General features: G+C 75.1%; 21 protein-coding genes. 5 read left to right on the top strand and 16 right to left on the bottom strand.

The window, feature by feature from the left end; all coding sequences use genetic code 11:
• The 3 genes from ET526_RS15070 to fliF form a co-directional block, all read right to left on the bottom strand.
• The coding region (locus ET526_RS15070) for a hypothetical protein (RefSeq protein ID WP_408869767.1) at positions 1 to 186 on the bottom strand (186 nt) is incomplete at its 3' end.
• Positions 183 to 1,187 carry a flagellar motor switch protein FliG gene (fliG, locus tag ET526_RS15065; RefSeq protein ID WP_275668645.1) on the bottom strand — a complete coding sequence of 335 codons (1,005 nt, stop codon included), beginning with the start codon at positions 1,185 to 1,187 and terminating at the stop codon, positions 183 to 185. The genes ET526_RS15070 and fliG, both read right to left, overlap by 4 nt.
• Entirely contained in the window at positions 1,184 to 2,830 is a 1,647-nt protein-coding gene (gene fliF, locus ET526_RS15060; protein ID WP_135468522.1) for a flagellar basal-body MS-ring/collar protein FliF, read from the bottom strand. Before fliF ends, fliG begins: the two co-directional genes overlap by 4 nt.
• 228 nt (positions 2,831 to 3,058) lie before the next feature.
• Between fliF and ET526_RS15055 the strand changes: the two genes are divergently transcribed.
• The 3 genes from ET526_RS15055 (at position 3,059) to ET526_RS15045 (ending at position 5,302) form a co-directional block, all read left to right on the top strand.
• Positions 3,059 to 3,991 carry a ribose-phosphate pyrophosphokinase gene (locus ET526_RS15055; protein WP_135468521.1) on the top strand — a complete coding sequence of 311 codons (933 nt, stop codon included), beginning with the start codon at positions 3,059 to 3,061 and terminating at the stop codon, positions 3,989 to 3,991.
• Between the two features lie 73 nt (positions 3,992 to 4,064).
• Positions 4,065 to 4,691, top strand: coding sequence for a glutathione S-transferase family protein (locus tag ET526_RS15050; RefSeq protein ID WP_135468520.1), 627 nt, complete (start codon positions 4,065 to 4,067; stop codon positions 4,689 to 4,691).
• A gap of 2 nt (positions 4,692 to 4,693) precedes the next feature.
• Positions 4,694 to 5,302 (top strand): histidine phosphatase family protein, encoded by a 609-nt coding sequence (locus tag ET526_RS15045; protein WP_135468519.1) that lies wholly within the window; start codon positions 4,694 to 4,696, stop codon positions 5,300 to 5,302.
• Between the two features lie 100 nt (positions 5,303 to 5,402).
• On the opposite strand, the gene ET526_RS15040 is transcribed toward ET526_RS15045, so the two are convergent.
• The 4 genes from ET526_RS15040 to ET526_RS15025 are packed head-to-tail and all read right to left on the bottom strand — an operon-like array spanning position 5,403 to position 9,920.
• Entirely contained in the window at positions 5,403 to 6,884 is a 1,482-nt protein-coding gene (locus ET526_RS15040) for an AMP-binding protein (RefSeq protein WP_135468518.1), read from the bottom strand.
• A gap of 16 nt (positions 6,885 to 6,900) precedes the next feature.
• Positions 6,901 to 8,148 (bottom strand): acyl-CoA dehydrogenase family protein, encoded by a 1,248-nt coding sequence (locus ET526_RS15035; protein WP_204623654.1) that lies wholly within the window; start codon positions 8,146 to 8,148, stop codon positions 6,901 to 6,903.
• 3 nt (positions 8,149 to 8,151) lie between these two features.
• A complete protein-coding gene (locus tag ET526_RS15030; RefSeq protein ID WP_135468517.1) occupies positions 8,152 to 8,886 on the bottom strand; it encodes an alpha/beta fold hydrolase in 735 nt (244 codons plus the stop codon).
• Positions 8,883 to 9,920, bottom strand: coding sequence for a M29 family metallopeptidase (locus tag ET526_RS15025; RefSeq protein ID WP_135468516.1), 1,038 nt, complete (start codon positions 9,918 to 9,920; stop codon positions 8,883 to 8,885). Before ET526_RS15025 ends, ET526_RS15030 begins: the two co-directional genes overlap by 4 nt.
• Before the next feature lie 143 nt (positions 9,921 to 10,063).
• Here ET526_RS15025 and ET526_RS15020 point away from each other — a divergent pair, with 143 nt between their 5' ends.
• Positions 10,064 to 10,546 carry a MarR family winged helix-turn-helix transcriptional regulator gene (locus ET526_RS15020; RefSeq protein ID WP_135468515.1) on the top strand — a complete coding sequence of 161 codons (483 nt, stop codon included), beginning with the start codon at positions 10,064 to 10,066 and terminating at the stop codon, positions 10,544 to 10,546.
• 146 nt (positions 10,547 to 10,692) lie between these two features.
• Here ET526_RS15020 and ET526_RS15015 read toward each other — a convergent pair whose 3' ends face one another.
• The 9 genes from ET526_RS15015 to ET526_RS14975 all read right to left on the bottom strand — a co-directional run bounded on the left by ET526_RS15015 (position 10,693) and on the right by ET526_RS14975 (position 17,647).
• Positions 10,693 to 11,079: a histidine triad nucleotide-binding protein gene (locus ET526_RS15015; RefSeq protein WP_135468514.1), complete on the bottom strand. Its 387-nt coding sequence runs from the start codon at positions 11,077 to 11,079 to the stop codon at positions 10,693 to 10,695.
• A 107-nt stretch (positions 11,080 to 11,186) separates the two neighbouring features.
• Entirely contained in the window at positions 11,187 to 11,723 is a 537-nt protein-coding gene (locus tag ET526_RS15010) for a phosphoribosyl-ATP diphosphatase (protein WP_135468513.1), read from the bottom strand.
• A gap of 2 nt (positions 11,724 to 11,725) precedes the next feature.
• Positions 11,726 to 12,505 carry an imidazole glycerol phosphate synthase subunit HisF gene (gene hisF, locus ET526_RS15005; protein ID WP_135468512.1) on the bottom strand — a complete coding sequence of 260 codons (780 nt, stop codon included), beginning with the start codon at positions 12,503 to 12,505 and terminating at the stop codon, positions 11,726 to 11,728.
• A 117-nt stretch (positions 12,506 to 12,622) separates the two neighbouring features.
• The gene (gene hisA, locus ET526_RS15000; RefSeq protein ID WP_135468511.1) at positions 12,623 to 13,378 is read right to left on the bottom strand and encodes a 1-(5-phosphoribosyl)-5-[(5-phosphoribosylamino)methylideneamino]imidazole-4-carboxamide isomerase; all 756 of its coding nucleotides are present in this window, start codon (positions 13,376 to 13,378) and stop codon (positions 12,623 to 12,625) included.
• A gap of 1 nt (position 13,379) precedes the next feature.
• Positions 13,380 to 13,904 (bottom strand): GNAT family N-acetyltransferase, encoded by a 525-nt coding sequence (locus ET526_RS14995; RefSeq protein ID WP_135468525.1) that lies wholly within the window; start codon positions 13,902 to 13,904, stop codon positions 13,380 to 13,382.
• A gap of 71 nt (positions 13,905 to 13,975) precedes the next feature.
• On the bottom strand, positions 13,976 to 14,650 hold the full coding sequence (hisH, locus tag ET526_RS14990; RefSeq protein ID WP_135468510.1) for an imidazole glycerol phosphate synthase subunit HisH: 675 nt from the start codon (positions 14,648 to 14,650) through the stop codon (positions 13,976 to 13,978).
• Positions 14,647 to 15,168, bottom strand: coding sequence for a DUF2628 domain-containing protein (locus ET526_RS14985; protein WP_135468509.1), 522 nt, complete (start codon positions 15,166 to 15,168; stop codon positions 14,647 to 14,649). The genes hisH and ET526_RS14985 overlap by 4 nt, the downstream gene beginning before the upstream one ends.
• Positions 15,168 to 15,773, bottom strand: a complete 606-nt coding sequence (gene hisB, locus ET526_RS14980) for an imidazoleglycerol-phosphate dehydratase HisB (protein ID WP_135468508.1) — start codon at positions 15,771 to 15,773, stop codon at positions 15,168 to 15,170. Before hisB ends, ET526_RS14985 begins: the two co-directional genes overlap by 1 nt.
• A gap of 92 nt (positions 15,774 to 15,865) precedes the next feature.
• Positions 15,866 to 17,647: a methyl-accepting chemotaxis protein gene (locus ET526_RS14975; RefSeq protein WP_158295600.1), complete on the bottom strand. Its 1,782-nt coding sequence runs from the start codon at positions 17,645 to 17,647 to the stop codon at positions 15,866 to 15,868.
• Between the two features lie 128 nt (positions 17,648 to 17,775).
• On the opposite strand from ET526_RS14975, the gene hslV reads away from it, so the two are divergent.
• A complete protein-coding gene (gene hslV / locus ET526_RS14970; protein ID WP_135468506.1) occupies positions 17,776 to 18,342 on the top strand; it encodes an ATP-dependent protease subunit HslV in 567 nt (188 codons plus the stop codon).

Below are 18,342 nucleotides of genomic sequence, written 5' to 3'. Positions count from 1 at the left end.
GTAGCCCGCCGCCCGCGCCGCGGCGCAGGCGGCCTCGAGCGCTGCCGCCGCCTCGAGCGCCGGGTCGGGCGCCGCTGCGGCGGGCGGCGGGGCGTCGAAATCCGGGATCGGCAGCACCCGCCGCGCCGCCGCGGCGGGTGCGGGCCGGGGCGGCACGGGAAGCGGGGAGAAGGCGGCGGCGCTCACGGCACCATCTCCTCGTCCGGGCCGCTGTGCAGCTCGATCGCCCCCTGCGCGGCGAGGTCCTTGGCCAGGGCGACGATCGTCGCCTGCGCCTCGTCCACGTCGCGCAGCCGCACCGGGCCGAGCGCGGCGATGTCGTCGCGCAGCAGCCGCGCGGCGCGCTCGGTCATGTTGCGCATGAACAGCTCCCGCATCTGCTCGGAGGCGCCCTTGAGCGCCAGCGCCAGCTTGTCCTTCTCCACCGCGCGCAGCAGCGCCTGCATCCCGGCGCCGTCGAGGCGCTGCAGGTCCTCGAAGGTGAACATCAGGCTGCGGATGCGCTCCGCCGCGTCGCGGTTGCGCTCCTCGAGCGCGGACATGATGCGGGACTCGGCCTGGCGGTCGAGGTTGTTGAAGATCTCCGCCATCATCTCATGCGCGTCGCGGCGCTGGCTGCGCGCCAGGTTGGACATGAACTCGGCCTTGAGGGTGCGCTCCACCCCCTCCAGCGCCTCCTTCTGCACCGTCTCCATGCGCAGCATGCGCATCACCACTTCCATCGCGAAGCTCTCCGGCAGCAGGGAGAGGACGCGGGCGGCATGCTCGGGGCGCACCTTGGTCAGCACCACGGCGACGGTCTGCGGATACTCGTTCTTCAGGTAGTTCGCGAGCACCGATTCGTTGACGTTGCCGAGCTTGTCCCACATGGTCCGCCCGGCCGGCCCGCGGATCTCCTCCATGATCTGCGCCACGCGCTCGCGCGGCAGCGTCCTCATCAGCAGCCGCTCGGTGCTCTCGTAGGTGCCGACCAGGTGGCCGGCCTGGCCGAGCTGCTCGGCGAACTCCCGGCACAGCCCCTCCACCACCGCCGCCGGCACGGTGCCGAGCTGCGCCATGGCGGCGGAGAGGTCGCGGATCTCGTCCTCGTGCATGCGGGCGAACAGCGCCGCCGCCTGCTCCTCGCCGAGCGCGAGCATCACCGCGGCGGCCTTCTGCGGCCCGGTCAGCCTGCGCGCCTCGCTCACGCGTCCTCCTCCGGCGACAGCCAGCGGCGCAGCACCATCAGCGCCTCGTCGGGCTTGTCCTGCACCAGCCGCTCCAGGCCCTGGATCGAGGAGGCGCGCATCTGGCCCTGCACATGGGCGAGCGTGACCATGTCCTCGGCCGGCGGCAGGGCGGCCGCGCCGCTCCCCTCCCCGGCGGCGACGGCCGGGGCGTCGCCCGCCGCCGCCGTCGCCGGAGCGGCGAGCGCGGGCGGGGCGGAGAGGGCGGCGGAGAGCCGGCTCACCACGGGGCGGCCGAGCAGCAGGATGGCGGCGAGCGCGACCAGGGCGAGCAGCGCCGTTTCGGCAAGCCGCGCGAGCAGCGCCGGCGGCAGGGCGAGGCCGAGCAGCCCGGCCGGCTCCGGCGCCTCGGCCTCGGGAGCGGCGAAGCGCATGGAGACCACCTCCACCCGGTCGCCGCGGCGTTCGTCGAGCCCGGCGGCGGCGCGCACCAGGGCGGCGATGCGCGCGAGCTCCTCCGGCGTGCGCTCGCGGAAGCGCGGCGGCCCGTCGGGCTGGGGCTCGGCCACGCCGTCCACCAGCACGGCGACCGAGATGCGCCGCACCACCGGGTGCTCGCGCAGCGTGCTGCGGGTGGAGCGGCCGATCTCGAAATTCGTCGTCTCCTCCTGCCGGCTCTCCTGGCTGCCGCCGACGGGCTGGGGCTCGGCGCCGGGGATGTTGGTGGCGACGCTGGTCGGCTGCGGCTCGGTGTTGCGGCTGCTCTCGGTGACGCTCTGCTGGCTGCGCGGCACCTGGTTGTCGGGATCGAAGCGCTCCTCGGTGGTCTGGACGCGGTCGAAATCCATCTCGACCGTCGCCTCGGCGCGCACCCGGCCGGGGCCGAGGGTGCGCTCGAGCAGCTCCTCGACCGCCCGGGCGACGCGGATCTCCTGGGCGCGGCGCAGCTCCTCCTGCGTCTGCGCGGCGGCGGGGCCGGAGAGGGCCTGGCCGCCGCGCGCCAGCAGCTCGCCCCGGCTGTCCACGATGGAGACGTTCTGCGGCTTCAGGCCGGGAACGGCGGTGGCGACCAGGTGCAGCACCGCCTGCACCCCCTCGCGGTCCAGCCTCTGGCCGCCCTGCATGGAGAGCACGACGGAGGCCTGCGCCTCGCCGCGCTCGCGCGAGAAGGCCTCGCGCCGCGGCAGCACCAGGTGGACGCGGGCGGAGCGCACGCCGGCAAGGCCGCGGATGGTGCGCGCGAGCTCCCCCTCGAGCGCGCGCAGGCGGTTCACGTCCTGCTGGAAGGGGGTGGTGGTCAGGGACTCGCCACGGTCGAAGATCTCCCAGCCGACGCCGCCGCCGGCCGGCAGCCCCTCCCGCGCCAGCATCAGGCGCAGCCGCGGCACCTCCTCGGCCGGGACCAGCACCTGGGACCCGCCCGCGGCCAGGCGGTGGGGCACCCGCGCGCGCTCGAGCGCGGCCACCACCGCCGCGGCGTCGCGCGCCTCGAGTTCCCCGTAGAGGGGGGCCATCGGCACCTGGCCGGCACGCAGCGCGAGCAGGGCGAGCAGGCCGAGCACCGCGAGGCCGACCCCGCCGAGCGCGGCGAGCCGGCGCGGCCCGAGCGCCCTCAGCCCGGCCACCACCCCGCCCAAGGAGCCTTCCGCCCTGGCAGCAAGCATGGCTGCGTGTCCCGCCTCCCCCGGCCCCGTGCCGGTGCGGCAGAAACTGCCGCCCCCGCCTTGCCACCGGGTTAACGGCCGGGGCGGGGCGGCGCCGATTGCCAGGGGGGTGGCGTCCTGATATGCCCGCGCCCGTCAGGCGCCTGCCCCGATGCGCGCCCCGCCCGCCGCCTGCTGCGCGGGACGCCTGACCCCCGCCGCGGCCAGCGCGCAAAGGGCCCGACCTGGATGAAGATCGTCGCCTGCAACAGCAACCGTCCCCTCGCCGAGGCGATGGCCGCCTCGCTCGGGCTGCCGCTGACCAGCGCCTCCATCCGCCGCTTCGCCGACATGGAGGTGTTCGTGGAGATCCACGAGAACGTCCGCGGCGAGGACGTGTTCGTGGTGCAGTCCACGAGCTACCCGGCGAACGACAACCTGATGGAGCTCCTGATCACGCTCGACGCGCTGCGCCGCGGCTCGGCGCGGCGGGTGACGGCGGTGATCCCCTATTTCGGCTACGCGCGGCAGGACCGGAAGTCCGGCCCCCGCACGCCGATCTCGGCCAAGCTGGTGGCCAACCTGATCACCGCCGCGGGCGCCAACCGCGTGCTCACCATGGATCTGCACGCGGCGCAGATCCAGGGCTTCTTCGACATCCCCGTGGACAACCTGTTCGCCGCCCCCCTCTTCTCCCGCGACATCCAGGAGCGCTACTCGGGCCGCGACCTGATGGTGGTGAGCCCCGATGTCGGCGGCGTGGTGCGCGCCCGCGCCCTGGCGGCGCGGCTGCACACCGACCTCGCCATCATCGACAAGCGCCGGCCCCGCGCCGGCGTCTCCGAGGTGATGAACGTGATCGGCGAGGTCGAGGGGCGCCACTGCATCCTCGTGGACGACATCGTCGATTCCGGCGGCACGCTGTGCAACGCCGCCGACGCGCTGATCAGGAACGGCGCCAACGGCGTCTCGGTCTACGTCACCCACGGCGTGTTCTCGGGGGGGGCGGTGGCCCGCGTCGGCGCCTCGCCGATCGAGATGATGACGGTGACGGACAGCATCCTCGCCACCGAGGCGGTGCGCGTCTCCAAGAACATCCGCCAGGTCACCATCGCCCCGCTGCTGGCCGAGGCGGTGCGGCGGATCTCGGAGGAGAGCTCGGTCTCCTCCCTCTTCAACTGAGCCGCGCCCCCTTGCGGCGCCGGGGCGGCCCCTGCACGCTGCGGCGGACCCGACCTGGAGGGGAGACCGACCCGTGAAGCTCTACTACTCGCCCGGCGCCTGTTCCCTCGGCATCCATGTGGTGATGGAGGAGATCGGCAAGCCCTACGAGCTGGCGCTGGTGCCGCTGAAGGAAGGCGCCCAGTACAAGCCGGACTACGTGGCCATCAACCCGAAGTCGAAGGTGCCGGCCCTGCAGCGCGACGACGGCTCGGTGCTGACGGAATGGCCGGTGATCGCCACCTGGCTGGCCAAGACCAACCCGGAGGCGAGGCTGATCCCGACCGACCTCGAGGGCGAGATCCGCTGCCTCGAGATGATGGACTATGTCTGCGGCACCATCCACCCGCAGGGCTTCACCCGCCAGTTCCGCACCGCCAACTTCACGCCGCGGGAGGAGGACCACCCGAAGGTGGTCGAGCAGGGCAAGCAGCTCGCCGCCCGCTACTTCGACACGCTGGAGAAGGGCTGGACGCACGACGGCACCTGGGTGCTGCCCTCCGGCTACTCGGTGGCCGACGCGGCGCTGTTCTTCGTGGAGTACTGGGCGACGCGCCGCTCCGGCATGAGCCTGCCGCCGCACCTCGACGCGCACCTCAAGGCCATGCTGGCGCGGCCGGCGGTGCAGCGGGCGCTGCAGCGGGAAGGGCTGCCGGCCTGACGATGGACAGCATCGCCGCGGCGGCGCCCCGCCTGCGCCCCATCCCCTTCTGGTTCCTCCGCCATGGCGAGACCGACTGGAACGCACAGGGCCTCTCCCAGGGCAATGTGGACATCCCGCTGAACCAGGTGGGCTTCGCGCAGGCGGAGCGTGCGGCGCGCACCCTGCGCGGCGCCGGCATCGCCACCATCGTCGCCTCGCCCCTCTCCCGCGCGCGGGTGACGGCCGAGATCGTCGCCGAGACGCTCGGCCTGCCGGTGGCGATCGAGGAGGATCTGCGCGAGGTCGCCTTCGGCGAGCAGGAAGGCCAGCCGATGGGCGACTGGTACGACGACTGGATCCGCGGCGCCTTCACGCCCCCGGGCGGGGAGACCTTCGCCGCCCTGCTCGCCCGCGGGGTGGCCGCGATCAACCGCTGCACCGCACGGCCGGGCCCGGTGCTGGTGGTGGCGCATGGCGCGCTGTTCCGCGCGCTGCGCCGCGCCTTCGGGCACGAGCCGAACGTGCGCACCCCGAACGCCCTGCCGATCCGCTGCACGCCCCCGGCGGAGGGCGGGACGGCCTGGGCGCTCGACCCGGCGGCGCTGGCGCCGGAGGTGCCCCCGCGCTGAGCGCCGGCGGGGCGCGGGGCGGCGCGCCCTCGGGCATTCCCCTTTCGCCCGGCCCGCGGCGAGGGCCCCGGCCTTCCGGTGCGGGAGCCTCCTCACCCGTTCAGGCAGGCCCGCCTGAACGGGATCCGCTCCGAGCCCCCGCCGCCAGCGCCCTGAGCGCCTCCAGCCGCACCTTGCCGAGCGCGGTGCGCGGCAGCGCCTCCACCGTCACCACCGCGCGCGGGTGCTTGAAGCGGGCGATCCGCCCCTCGCAGTGGCGCAGCGCCGCCGCCGCGTCGAAGCCGGGGCCGGGGACGATCACGGCCACCGGCACCTCCCCCCAGCGCGGGTCGGGGCGGCCGCAGACGGCGCATTCGGCAACGCCCGGCGCCTCGCGCAGCACCCGCTCCACCTCGGCGGGGTAGATGTTCTCGCCGCCGGAGATGATCACGTGCTTCAGCCGGTCGGTGAACCAGAACCGCCCCTCGGCGTCCATGCGGCCGACATCGCCGCTGCGGAACCAGCCTTCCGCGTCCAGCGCCTCCGGCCCGCCCCAGTAGCGGCGCGCGAGGTGCGGGCCGCGCAGCGCGATCTCCCCCTCCGCGCCGGGCGGCGGCTCCGCCCCGTCGGGGCCGAGGAGGCGCGCCTCCCCGTGCAGCGCGGCGCGGCCGATGGAGCCGGGCGCGGCCAGTGCCTCCTCCCGCGTCTGGCCGATGGCGATGGGGCCGGTCTCGGTCGCGCCATAGACCTGCTGCACCGGCACCCCCCGCGCGTGGAAGGCCTCGATCAGCGGCAGCGGCACCTCCGAGGAGCCGGCGCCGACCGCGCGCAGCGAGGAAAGGTCCGCCTCCGCCCAGCCGGGATGCGCGACCAGCGCCGCCATCACCGCCGGCACCAGCAGCGACAGCGTCGGCCGCTCCGCCGCGCAGGCGGCGAGGAAGGCGCCGGCCTCGAAGCGCGGGTGCAGCACCACCTCGGCGCCGGCCAGCAGCGCCGGCGTGGTCTGGATGTTGAGCCCGCCGACATGGAACATCGGCAGCACCGTCAGCACCCGGTCCGCCGCCGTCAGCCCGAACAGGTGCAGCGCGTTCAGCGCGTTGAACAGCAGCGCCCGCTGGTCGAGCACCGCGCCCTTCGGCCGCCCCGTGGTGCCGGAGGTGTAGACGAGCAGCAGCGGATCCGCCTCCCCGCCCCGCGGGGCGGGCGCGGGCGCCTCGGGCCAGGCCGCCTCGGCCTCCAGCACCGCGCAGCCGGGCGGCGCCGCCTCGCGGGCGAGTGCGGCCATCTCACGCGTCGCGAACAGGGCCGCGGCGGCGCAGTCCCGCAGCATGAAGGCGAGCTCGGGCGGGGCGAGGCGCCAGTTCAGCGGCACCTGCACCGCGCCGAGCCGCGCGCAGGCGGCGAGCAGCACGAGCTGCGAGGGGTGGTTGGCGCCGAGGAAGCCGACGCGGTCGCCATGCCCGATGCCGCGCGCCGCCAGCGCCGCCGCCGCCCGCCCCGCCTCGCGCGCCAGCTCGGCATAGGCGATGCGCCGCCCCTCGAAGCGCAGCGCCGGCGCCCCGGGCGCGTGGCGGGCATGGCCCTCGATCCAGCGCCAGATCACGGCCGCGCGCCCCGCATCAGTCGGTCTCGCCCTTCTCGTACAGGGCCTCGCGGCCGATGCGGTCGAGGCAGAGCTCCGCCGTCCAGGGCAGCATCAGCGAGCCGCAGCGCGCGTCGCGATAGATGCGCTCGAGCGGCAGCGACTTCAGCATCGCCTGGCCGCCGCAGGTGCGCACCGCCTTGGCGGCGAGGGCTGCGGCGTTCTCCATCACCGTGTGCTGGGCGGCCCAGGCGCGCAGCACCTGCTCCTTGGTGGGGTCGGGCCCCGCCTCGGTGATGGCTTGGAACCACAGCGTCCTGGTCTGCTCGAGCATGATGCGCATCTCGGCGACCGCGATCTGCTTGGTCGGGTACATGCGCCGCTTGACGGGCGGCGTGCCCGGCCACTCCCCGCGCAGGTAGCGCACGGTGAAGTCGTAGGCCGCCTGCGCGAGGCCCATGTAGGTGGGGGAGAGCGTCAGGAACATGTGCGGCCAGCGCCCCGCCGCCTGGAAGTAGAGCCCGGGCGGCATCAGCGCCGCGTCCTCCTCCACGAAGACGTCGCGGAACACCAGGTTGCGCGAGACGGTGCCGCGCATCCCCAAGGGGTCCCACTCCCCCTCCACCGCCACGCCCGGCGCGTCGCGGGGAATGGCGAGGTAGAGCGTGTCGCGGCGCGACAGGCGCTCCTCCCCTTCGCGGGTCTCGGTGCAGAGGACGCCGTAGAAGTCGGCGTGCCCGGCGAGGCTGGCGAAGATCTTCTTCCCGTTCACCACGTAGCCGCCGGGCACGCGCCGCGCCGTGGTGCCGAAGGCCGCCGTGCCCGCCGCCGCGGCGCCGCCCTCGCTGAAGGGCTGCGCATAGACCGCGCCGTCGCGCAGGATGCGGCCGTAGTGGAGGCGCCGCCGCCGCCGGTGCGCCGCGCGTGTCGCGGCGTCCATCTCCAGGTCCTCGGTCAGCGCGCCGGTCCAGAGCGTGCTGCACACATGCATGTTCCAGGTGAGCGCGGTGGCGCCGCAGTAGCGCCCCATCTCGGCGGCGGCGAGGCAGTAGGCGCGGTAGCCGGCGCCGAGCCCGCCCTCCTCCTCCGGGATGCAGATGCCGAGCAGCCCGTTGGCGTGCATGTCGCGGTAGTTCTCGGTCGGGAAGCTGGCCTCGCGGTCCCAGCGCGCGGCGCGCGGGGCCAGCACCGCCTGGCCGAACTCGCGCGCGCGGGCGGCAAGCGCGGCCTCCTGCGCCGTCAGGCGGAAGGCCTCGGGGTCGAAGATCGGCGCGTCCGGCTGCACGGCTCAGCCTTCCCGCACCGAGCGGAGGAAGTCCGACACCGCGGCGTTGAACGCCTGCGGCTGTTCCAGGTGCGCGAGGTGCCCGGCGCCCGGCAGCACCACGAGGCGCGCGCCGCGGATGGCGTCGCGCATCCGCTCCATGGTGCGCGGGGGCGCGAGCGGGTCGCACTCCCCGGCCAGCAGCAGCGTCGGCGCGGCGATGCGGCCGATCGCGTCGCGGCGGTTGAAGGTGGTGAGGCAGCGCACCGTGGCGCGGTAGGCCGCCTCCGGCACCGCCGCCATGGCCGCGACCGCCGCCTCCACCGCGCCCGGCGGCGCCTCGGGGCCGAGCATGGCGGGCATCGTCTCCCGCGCGAGGCCGGCCATGTCCTTCCCCTGGTCGAGCGGCGCCAGGCGCTCGGCCAGGAACTGCTCGGCGAAGGCGGGGTCGCGCCCGCCGAAGGCCGGGGTGGTGGCGTAGAGCACCAGGGCGCGCACCCGCTCGGGGAAGGCGAGCGCGAATTCCTGCGCCAGCATCCCCCCGATGGAATGGCCGAGGATGTCGGCGCGCGCCACGCCCTCGGCGTCGAGCCGGTCGCGCAGCGCCCGCGCCCAGGCGGCGAAGCTCGTCTCCTCCCCGAGGGGGGTGCCGCCGTAGCCGGGCAGCGCCCAGTCGAGCACCGGGGCGGGGGCGAGGGCCGGCAGGGTCGGCCCCCAGGCGGCGCCGCCGATGCCGTGCAGCAGGACGACGGTGGTCATGCGGCGAGCCTCCCTTCGATCACCACCGGTTCGCCATCCAGCGCGATGGTGCAGTTGCGCACGGGGATGTCGAAATGCCCCTCGGTGAAGCGGCCGGCGAATTCGTTGGCGCCGGTGGAGAACAGGAAATTGCCGGCGAAGGCGCGGAGTTCGGTGCCGTTGGTGTCGCGCCGGTCGTACATCGCCAGCGCCTCGTAGCGCGCCCGCTCGTTCAGCCCCCAGCCGACATGCGAGACGGCGTAGGCGGCGCAGTCCCCCCAGGCGGCGAGGTAGCGGCGCATCAGCTCCGCCTCCGTGCCCGCGCCCTCGATCGCCTCGATGTGGTCGTCGCGGAGCGTCAGCCGCACCGGGCTTTCCAGGTAGCGCTTGAAGGTGAGGTTCACGTCGCCCGCATCCAGCACCAGCGTGCCGTTCACGCCGCCCGCGCGCGGGAAGCAGACGACGATGCCGCCCGGCCAGTGCGCCACCGTGCCCGGGCGGTCGGTCCAGCCCCACACCCCCGCCACCGCCGCGCCCTCGAGCGCAATGTCGAGGTCGGTGCCGGCGGCGGAGGTGACGCGCATGCGCCTTGCCGCCCGCGCCCGCCGCACTGCGGCCTTCACCCGCGCCTCGTCATCCGGACGCGGCACCAGGCGCTCCAGCGCCTCCGGATGCTCGTTGCTCACCATCAGCACGCGGCTGCCGGCGGCGAGGATCTCCTTCAGCTCCGGCGCGTGCAGCAGCCCCTCCACCGTCAGGTCCACGACCAGCGGCGAGGCCTTGAGCGCCGCCAGCGCGCCGGGATGGCCCCGCAGCGCCCGCGAGGCGCCGGTGGAGCGCACCGGCACGGGCGCCGTCTGCGGCGGGGTCGGCACCACGCAGCGGAAGGGCCGGGCGCCGAGGCGCAGCGCGGCGAGTTCCGCCAGCTCGAGGTTCAGCGGGCGCGACTGGCTCTCCGCCAGCAGGCAGACCGGCAGGCCGGCGCCGGCGCCGCAAAGACCGAGAACCGTCTCGAATGCCGAGAGCCAGGGCGCCTCCAGCCGGTCGGTCAGCACGGGTGTCTCCCATGGTGGCGGGTGAGCGGCCGGGACGAGTATGAAAATTCGTTCATTTTTACCGTCCGTATATTTTCTTGCGGGGGCGTCGCGAAAAGGTTGTTATCGTTGCGGAAATCTCGGCAACGAACGGCCCCCCGACCATGCTGCACAGCCCGCCCCCCGCCCCATCCTCCAGCGAGGCTGCGCGCTTTGTCGACGACTACCTGCTCTACCTCCTGGCGCGCGCCTCCCACGTGATCTCGAGCGAGTTCCACGAACAGGTCCGCCGCCGCGGCATCAGCGTGCCGGTCTGGCGGGTGCTGGCAAGCCTGGTCGGCAGCCCGCAGGGGGAGACCGTCACCGGCCTCGCCGAGACCTGCCTGCTGCAGCAGCCGACCATGACCAAGCTGCTCGACCGCATGGCGCGCGACGGGCTGGTGCGCCGCGCCCCGGACCGGCGGGACCGGCGCGTGGTGCGGGTGGCGCTGACCCCGCAGGGGGAGGGGCTGGCAATGGAGCTGGTCCGGGCCGCCAAGCAGCACGAGATGGAGGTGCTGGCCCGGCACCCGGAGGCGGAGGCGACGGCGCTGAAGCCGCTGCTCCGCTCCCTCATGGCCCGCCACCAGCGGCCAAGGCGGCGCTGAGGCGACGGTGCGGCTGCCCTCGCACGGCACCCTCGGGCGCATCGTGCTCCTGCTGCTGGTGCTGTCCGCCGTCATCCAGATCATCCGCCTGCTGCTGCAGTAGAACGGGTCGCGGACGCTCGGAAAGGCTTCGGGGCAAAAGGCCCTCACGCCGCGGGCGGCGGGATCATGCGCCCGAGGCGGCGGCCGCCGAAGATGTGCACGTGGAAATGCGGCACCTCCTGCCCCGCATCCGGCCCCATGTTCGACAGGATCCGGTAGCCGCCCTGCTCCAGGCCGAGCTGGCGCGCCACCAGCCCCACCGCGCGCCAGAAGCCCGCGACCTCCGCCTCCGGCGCGTTGGCGTGGAAATCGGCGGCGCTGACCCAGCGCCCCTTCGGGATCACCAGCACATGCACCGGCGCCTGCGGGTTGATGTCGTGGAAGGCCAGCGCGTGCGGGTCCTCGTGCACCTTCCGGCAGGGGATCTCGCCGCGCAGGATGCGGGCGAAGACGTTCTGGTCGTCGTAGGGCGGCAGGCCGGAGACGGACATGCGGGAACATCCTGGATGGTCGGAGGGGGCGGCAGAATGCCACGCCGCGCGGCGGAGGAAAGCCGCCCCTCGGAGGCGGCGCCACGAGGCCCTGCCGGGGCGCCCCCTCAGGCGAGCTTGGTCGTCCCCGCCGCGCGGGCGATGCCCTTCGGCCGCGCCGCCTTCTCGGCGATGCCGCTGATGCCCTCGCGCCGCTTCAGCTCCGCCCAGACCTCCTCCGGCCGGATGCCGGCATCCACCCAGACCACGACCAGGTGGTAGAGCAGATCGGCCGATTCCATCACCGTGGCGTCGCGGTGGCCCTGCGCCGCCTCGATGACGCACTCCACCGCCTCCTCGCCGAGCTTCTGCGCCACCTTGGCGGTGCCGCGCGCCAGCAGCCGGGCGGAGTGCGAGTGCTCCACGTCGCCGGCGAGGCGGCGCGCCTCCACCACCTGCCACAGCCGGTCGAGCACCCCGGCATCGGCGCCCTCCACGGGCACCGAGAGGGGGGCGAGGTGGCGGCTCTCCGCCTCGCGCACCCGCCGCGGCACCCGCGCCTTCACCGGCGGGGCGTCGGCCGGCAGCGGCGGCACCGCCGAGGGCCTGCCGTTCTTCTTCTTCTTGGCCTTGGGCTTGGCCTTCGCCTTGGTGTCCTTGCCCATGCTCAGGCCGCCTCCGCCACGCCGGGCACCGGGCGCACCGGCAGCCCGGCGGCGGCGAGCGCCGCCTTGGCCTCGGCGATGCGGAAGGTGCCGTAGTGGAACACGCTGGCGGCGAGCAGCCCGCTCGCCCCGGCCCGCGCGCCCTCGACGAAATGCGCCACGCTGCCGACGCCGCCCGAGGCGATGATCGGCACGCCCACGGCGGCGCGCACCGCGCGCAGCAGGTCGAGGTCGAAGCCGGCCCCGGTGCCGTCCCGGTCCATGGAGGTGAGCAGGATCTCCCCCGCCCCCGCCTCGGCCATGCGCCGCGCCCAGGCCACGGCGTCGAGCCCGGTCGGGCGTCGCCCGCCATGGGTGAAGACCTCCCACCGTCCGGGCCCGGTCGCGCGCGCGTCCACGGCGACGACGATGCACTGGCTGCCGAAGGCCTCGGCGGCGCGGGAGACCAGCGCGGGCTCGGCCACCGCGGCGCTGTTGATCGAGGCCTTGTCGGCCCCGGCCAGCAGCAGGCGGCGGATGTCCTCCACCGAGCGCACCCCGCCCCCGACGGTGAGCGGGATGAACACCTCAGCCGCGGTGCGGGCCACCACGTCCAGCATGGTGTCCCGGTTCTCGTGGGAGGCGGCGATGTCGAGGAAGGCGATCTCGTCCGCCCCCTCCCGGTCGTAGGTGCGCGCCTGCTCCACCGGGTCCCCGGCGTCGCGCAGCGCGACGAAGTTCACGCCCTTGACGACGCGCCCGTCCTTCACGTCCAGGCAGGGTATGACGCGCAGCGCCAGCACGGATCACCACCAAGTCAAGAGGTTGTCTAGGCCGCGCCAGGCCGCGGCGACATCGCTTGCGGCCGGAGCGCGCGCGGGTCAAGCGGCGGCGCGTAACGGAATGCGCGCGGCCACCCCTCAGCCCTCCGCCACCGCCAGCGCCCGCGCCGGGTCGATCCGCCCGTCATAGAGGGCGCGGCCGATGATGACGCCCTCGATCCCCTCCTCCGCCACCGCGGCCAGCGCGGCGAGGTCGTCGAGGGAGGCGACGCCGCCCGAGGCGATCACCGGCACGGCCACGGCGCGGGCCAGCGCCAGCGTCGCCTCCAGGTTCACGCCGCCGAGCATCCCGTCGCGGTCTATGTCGGTGTAGATGATCGCGGCCGCGCCCGCATCCTCGAAGCGCCGCGCGAGGTCGAGGGCGGAAAGGGTGGTGGTCTCCGCCCAGCCTTCGGTCGCCACCAGCCCCTTGCGCGCGTCCATGCCGAGCGCCACCCGCCCGGGGAAGGCGCGGCAGGCGGCGCGGGCGAAGTCCGGGTCCTTCACCGCCGCCGAGCCGAGGATGACGCGCGCGACGCCGCGGGAGATCCAGGCCTCGACCGTGCCCATGCTGCGGATGCCGCCGCCGAGCTGCACCGGCACGCCCGGCACGGCGGCGAGGATCGCCTCCACCGCCGCCGCATTGGCCGGGCGCCCGGCGAAGGCGCCGTCGAGGTCCACCACGTGGATCCAGGGGAAGCCGGCGGCGGCGAAGCGCCGCGCCTGGCGCTCCGGCGCGGCGGAATAGACGGTGGCCTCCGCCATGTCGCCGCGCTTCAGCCGCACCACCTGCCCGCCCTTGAGGTCTATCGCCGGGTAGAGGGTGAGCCGGGGGCGCCGCGCCTGCTCCGCCATCTCAGCCCTCCTCCGCCCGCTCGCCGAGCAGGGCGAGGGTGCTGCGGCCGCGCCCGGGCTCGAGCAGCTTGCAGTAGAAATGCCCGGCCACGGTCTGCCCGCGCACCCGCGCGTAGAGCGGATGCGTGCCCCAGCGCGTGTAGCCGAGCGATTCGAACAGCGCGATCGCGGTCTTCTGCGTCTCGCGCACGTCGAGGTTCAGCACCCGGTGGCCGAGCGAGGCGGCGCGCTCCTCCACCCGCTGCACCATCAGCCGCGCCAGGCCGTGGCCGCGCGCGTAGGGGGCGATGTAGGCGTGGGTGAGCTGCGCGGCGAAGGCCTGCGCCTCGTTGTTGCGCGGCGGACGGACGAGCTGGCAGCTCCCCACCACCATGCCGTCGAGGCGGGCGACGAACAGCTCGCGCTCGGGCACCAGCAGCACGCCGCGGAAATGGCGCTCGAGCGCGGTGCGGCCCTGCGGCTCCACCCAGCCGAAGCCGCCGCCCTCGATGATGGCGGCGTCGGTCGCCTCGCACAGCTCCGCCATGTCGTGGTCGGAGAGGCTCTCCACGCGCTCGACCGAGAGCTGGTGGCGCGCGGTCCGGGTGGCGGCGCCGCTCACGGCGTCCACCTCAGGAAGTTGGCGAGGATGGTCAGACCCACGACCTGGCTCTTCTCGACATGGAACTGCGTGCCGGCGACGTTGCCGCGCGCCACCAGGGCGGGCACCGGCCCGCCATAGTCGGTGGTGGCGACGACCTCCTCCGCCGCGCCGCCGGCGAGCGCGAAGGAGTGCACGAAATAGGCGTGGCAGCCGGGCGCGAGCCCCGCGAGCAGCGCATGGCCGCCCGGCGCGAAGTCGAGGGTGTTCCACCCCATCTGCGGCAGCGGCAGGGGCGCGCCGTCGGGGCCGCGGGGCGCCATCGGCGCGATCTCGCCCGCGATCCAGCCGAGGCCGGGCGTTGCCCCGTGCTCCAGTCCGCGCCCGGCCAGCACCTGCATGCCGACGCAGATGCCGAGCAGCGGCACGCCCTGCCCGTGCACCCGCTCCTCCAGCGCCGCCACCATGCCGGGCAGGGCGCGCAGGCCGCGCATGCAGGCGGCGAAGGCGCCCTGGCCGGGCAGGATGACGCGCTCGGCGCGCAGCACCTCCTCCGGGTCGCGGGTGATGGCGGCGCGGATCGCCACCCCCGCCATGCCCGCCGCGCGGTCGAGCGCGCGAGTGACCGAGGCGAGGTTGCCCGAGCCGGGGTCCACCACCGCCACCCGCAGCCCGCCCCCCGCCGCGCTCATGCCAGCACCGTCCGCGCCAGCGGCCCCGCGAGCTCGGGGCGAAGCTGCAGCAGCCGCGCCAGCGCCGAGTCGCGGTCCGGCGCCGCGACCACATGCGCTTCCGCGTAGCCGCGCCGCGCCAGGGCGCGGCGCCGCAGGTCGTGGGCGTGGGCGCCGAGCAGGAATTGCAGCGCCAGCCCGGCGGCGAAGTCCGCCCCGGCCGGCAGCAGCGCCCCGATCGCCACCGCGAGCGCGAGGTAGCCGAGCGCCGCCAGCCAGAGGCGGTGCCAGAGCAGCCACAGCACGTTGAACAGGAAGGCCGGCCAGGAGAAGCCTTCGGGCACCAGCACCACCGGCCGTGCCGGCGCGGCCGGCGGCTCCGGCAGGCGGTCGGGGGCGGGCGGCGCCGCCTGCTCCGCGCCCTCCGGCACCGTCGGCGGATGGTCGGGGGCAGGCGGCGCCGCGCCGACGGCCGGCACCGATCCCACCCGCGGGCGGCCCGTGGCCTCCTGCGGGATGTGCACGGTCCAGATGCGCATCAGGCCTCCAGAACGCCCTTGGTCGAGGGCACCTGGTCCGGCGCGCGCGGGTCGGCCTCCACCGCCATGCGCAGCGCCCGGGCCAGCGCCTTGAAGCAGGCTTCCGCGACATGGTGCGCGTTGCCGCCGGCCTTCAAGGTGAGGTGCAGCGTGATGCCGGCATTGTAAGCGAACGCGCGGAAGAACTCCTCGAACAGCTCGGTGTCCATCGCCCCCACCTTGTCGCGCGCGAAGGGCACCGACCAGGCGAGGAAGGGGCGGCCCGAGATGTCCACCGCCGCCTCGGCCAGCGCCTCGTCCATCGGCACCAGGGCGTGGCCGTAGCGGCGGATGCCGCGCTTCTCCCCGAGCGCCTGGCGGATTGCCTGGCCGAGCACGATGCCGACATCCTCGGTGGTGTGGTGGAAGTCCACGTGCAGATCGCCCTTCGCCTGCAGCCGCAGGTCGAGCAGCGCGTGGCGCGCCAGCGCGGTCAGCATGTGGTCGAGGAAGCCGATGCCGGTCTCCACCTCGGCCCGGCCGGTGCCGTCGAGGGAGAGCTCGGCGCGGATCTCGGTCTCGGCCGTGGTGCGGGCGATCATGGCCCGGCGTGGGGCGGTGGTCATGGGCATGGTCTCTAGCCCGCCACCGCCCCGGCTGGGAACACCCGCGCGCCGGCGGGACGGAGCCGCGCCGCCGGCGCATGCCGGCCGCCGCCTCAGGCCGCCTGCCGGGCGGGCGGGGCCGCCGCGGCGCCCGCCCCGTCCTCGGCCGCGCCAGCGGCGCCCTGGCTCAGGCGGCGGCCCAGCGCCTCCAGCGCCTGCGTCGCCTCCGCCGCGCCGGAGAGCACCGCCCCGGCGCGGCCGCCGATGCGGTCGGTCTCGGCCGAGACCTCGCCGATGCGCGTGGCGACGTCGCGGCTCGCCTCGGCGGTCTGGGTGATGGAGCGGACGATCTCCTGCGTCGCCGCGGCCTGCTCCTCCACCGCCGCCGCGATCGCCGTGCTGGTGCGGTCGATGTCCTGGATGGCGGCGGCGATCTCGCGCACCACCGCCACCGCGCCGCCGGTGGCGGCGCTGACCTCGGCGATCTGGGCGCCGATCTCCTCGGTCGCCTTCGCGGTCTGGGAGGCGAGCTGCTTGACCTCGGAGGCCACCACGGCGAAGCCCTTGCCCGCCTCCCCGGCGCGCGCCGCCTCGATGGTGGCGTTGAGCGCGAGCAGGTTGGTCCGCCCGGCGATGTCGGCGATCAGCTTCGCCACCTGGCCGATCCGCTCCACCGCGGCGGCGAGGCCGCCGATCGCCTGCTGGCTCGCCGCGCTGCTCTCCACCGCGCGGCGGGTGATCGTCGCGCTCTCGGTCACGCGCGAGGAGATCTCGCGGATGCTGGAGGAAAGCTGCTCGGTCGCGGCGGCCACCGTCTCGGAGTTGCCGAGCGCCTGGCGCGAGGCCGCGGCCACCGCCTCCGCGCTCTGCGCCACGCGCTGCGCGGCGCCCGCCACCTCCCGCGCCTCGCCGGTGACGCCGGCCATGCGCGCGCCGATCTGCGCCACCGCCTCGCGCGCGGTGCGTTCCACCCGCGCCGCCATCTCGTTCAGCGCCGCGACCCTGGCCGCCTCCGCCGCCGCCCGCTCGGCCTCCTGCCCGGCGCGCAGCCGCTCGCGCTCGGCCATGGCGTCGCGGAACACCTGCGCCGCCCGCGCCATGCGGCCGAGCTCGTCCCCCCGCCCGGTGCCGGGGACCTCCCCGGTCGCCTCGCCGCGCGCCAGACGCTCCATCAGCGTGGTGATGGTGGCCACGGGCGCGATGATGTTACGCGCCAGCAGCAGCGCCAGCGCCAGCGCCAGCAGGAGCAGCGCCGCCCCGCCGCCGAGGACGGCGGCGCGGCTCAGCCGAAAGGCGCCCTCGAGGGCGGCGGCGCGGGCGGCGAGCAGTTCCTGCTCCGCCCGCTCGATGTCGGCGAGGAGGCGGCGGATGCCGTCCATCGCCGCCCGGCCGCCGCCCGAAAGCTCGAGGGCGCGGGCCTGCGGGCGGGTCGCGGCCTCGGCCATCAGGCCGATGGCCCGCTCGGCATGCTCCTGCCGCCAGGCGCGCGCCAGCCGGTCGAGCTCCGCGACGCGGGCCTGCTGGGCGGGGTTGTCGGCGGTCAGCCGCCGCAGCTCGGCGAGGTGCCGCCCATAGGCCGCCGCGCCCTCCCGGAACGGGCCGAGGAAGGCGCGGTCCCCCTCGGAGAGCAGGTAGCCGCGCAGCCCGGTCTCCTGGTCGAGCAGCGCCTTGAGAGTGGCATCGGCCTCCGCCAACACCTTGCGGGTATGGCTGTTCCAGGCTTCGGTCTCCTCGATGCTGCCGAGCTTGGTCCAGAGAACGCCGCCGATGCCGGCGGCGAGGAGGAGGAGGGAGAGGAAGGCGGCCGCGAGCTTAGCGCCGATGCGCCAATGGGCGGGGTTGAGCCGGCGGAGACGTCCGCCGCCTGCGGTTGCGGCCTGATCGGATGCGGTCATCGCTGCCCCTGGTGCTGAGGGTGAGGTCACACGGAGGGCGGCAGGGGAGCACGGCGGAGCTTTCCGCAGGGTGAACGGCGCCGCCACCCCCCTCGCCAGCCGCGGCGGCATTCCCCATCTTCGGCGCCATGTCCCCTCCGCAGAACGACCCCGCCGCCTGGCACGGCACCACCATCCTCTCCGTCCGCCGGGGCGGCCTCGTCGCCATGGCGGGCGACGGCCAGGTCTCGCTCGGCCAGACGGTGGTGAAGGGCAACGCCCGCAAGGTGCGCCGCATCGCCCAGGGGCGCGTGCTCGCCGGCTTCGCCGGCGCCACCGCCGACGCCTTCACCCTGCTCGAACGGCTGGAGGCCAAGCTCGAGCGCTTCCCCGACCAGCTCGAGCGTGCCTGCGTCGAGCTCGCCAAGGATTGGCGCAGCGACCGCTACCTGCGCCGCCTCGAGGCGCTGATGGCGGTGGCCGACGCCGAGCGCTCCTTCCTCCTCACCGGCCAGGGCGACGTGCTGGAGCCGGAGGACCAGATCATCGGCATCGGCTCGGGCGGCAATTACGCGCTGGCCGCGGCGCGCGCGCTGGCCGAGGTGGAGGGTCTCTCGGCGGAGGAGGTCTGCCGCCGCGCCATGCGCATCGCCGCCGGGATCTGCGTCTACACCAACGACCGCATCGTGCTCGAGACGCTGGAGAGCAGGAAGTAG

It is taken from the genome of Crenalkalicoccus roseus, assembly GCF_004761865.1.
GTDB lineage: Bacteria > Pseudomonadota > Alphaproteobacteria > Acetobacterales > Acetobacteraceae > Crenalkalicoccus > Crenalkalicoccus roseus.
This window is presented reverse-complemented; position numbering and strand designations above follow the sequence as displayed.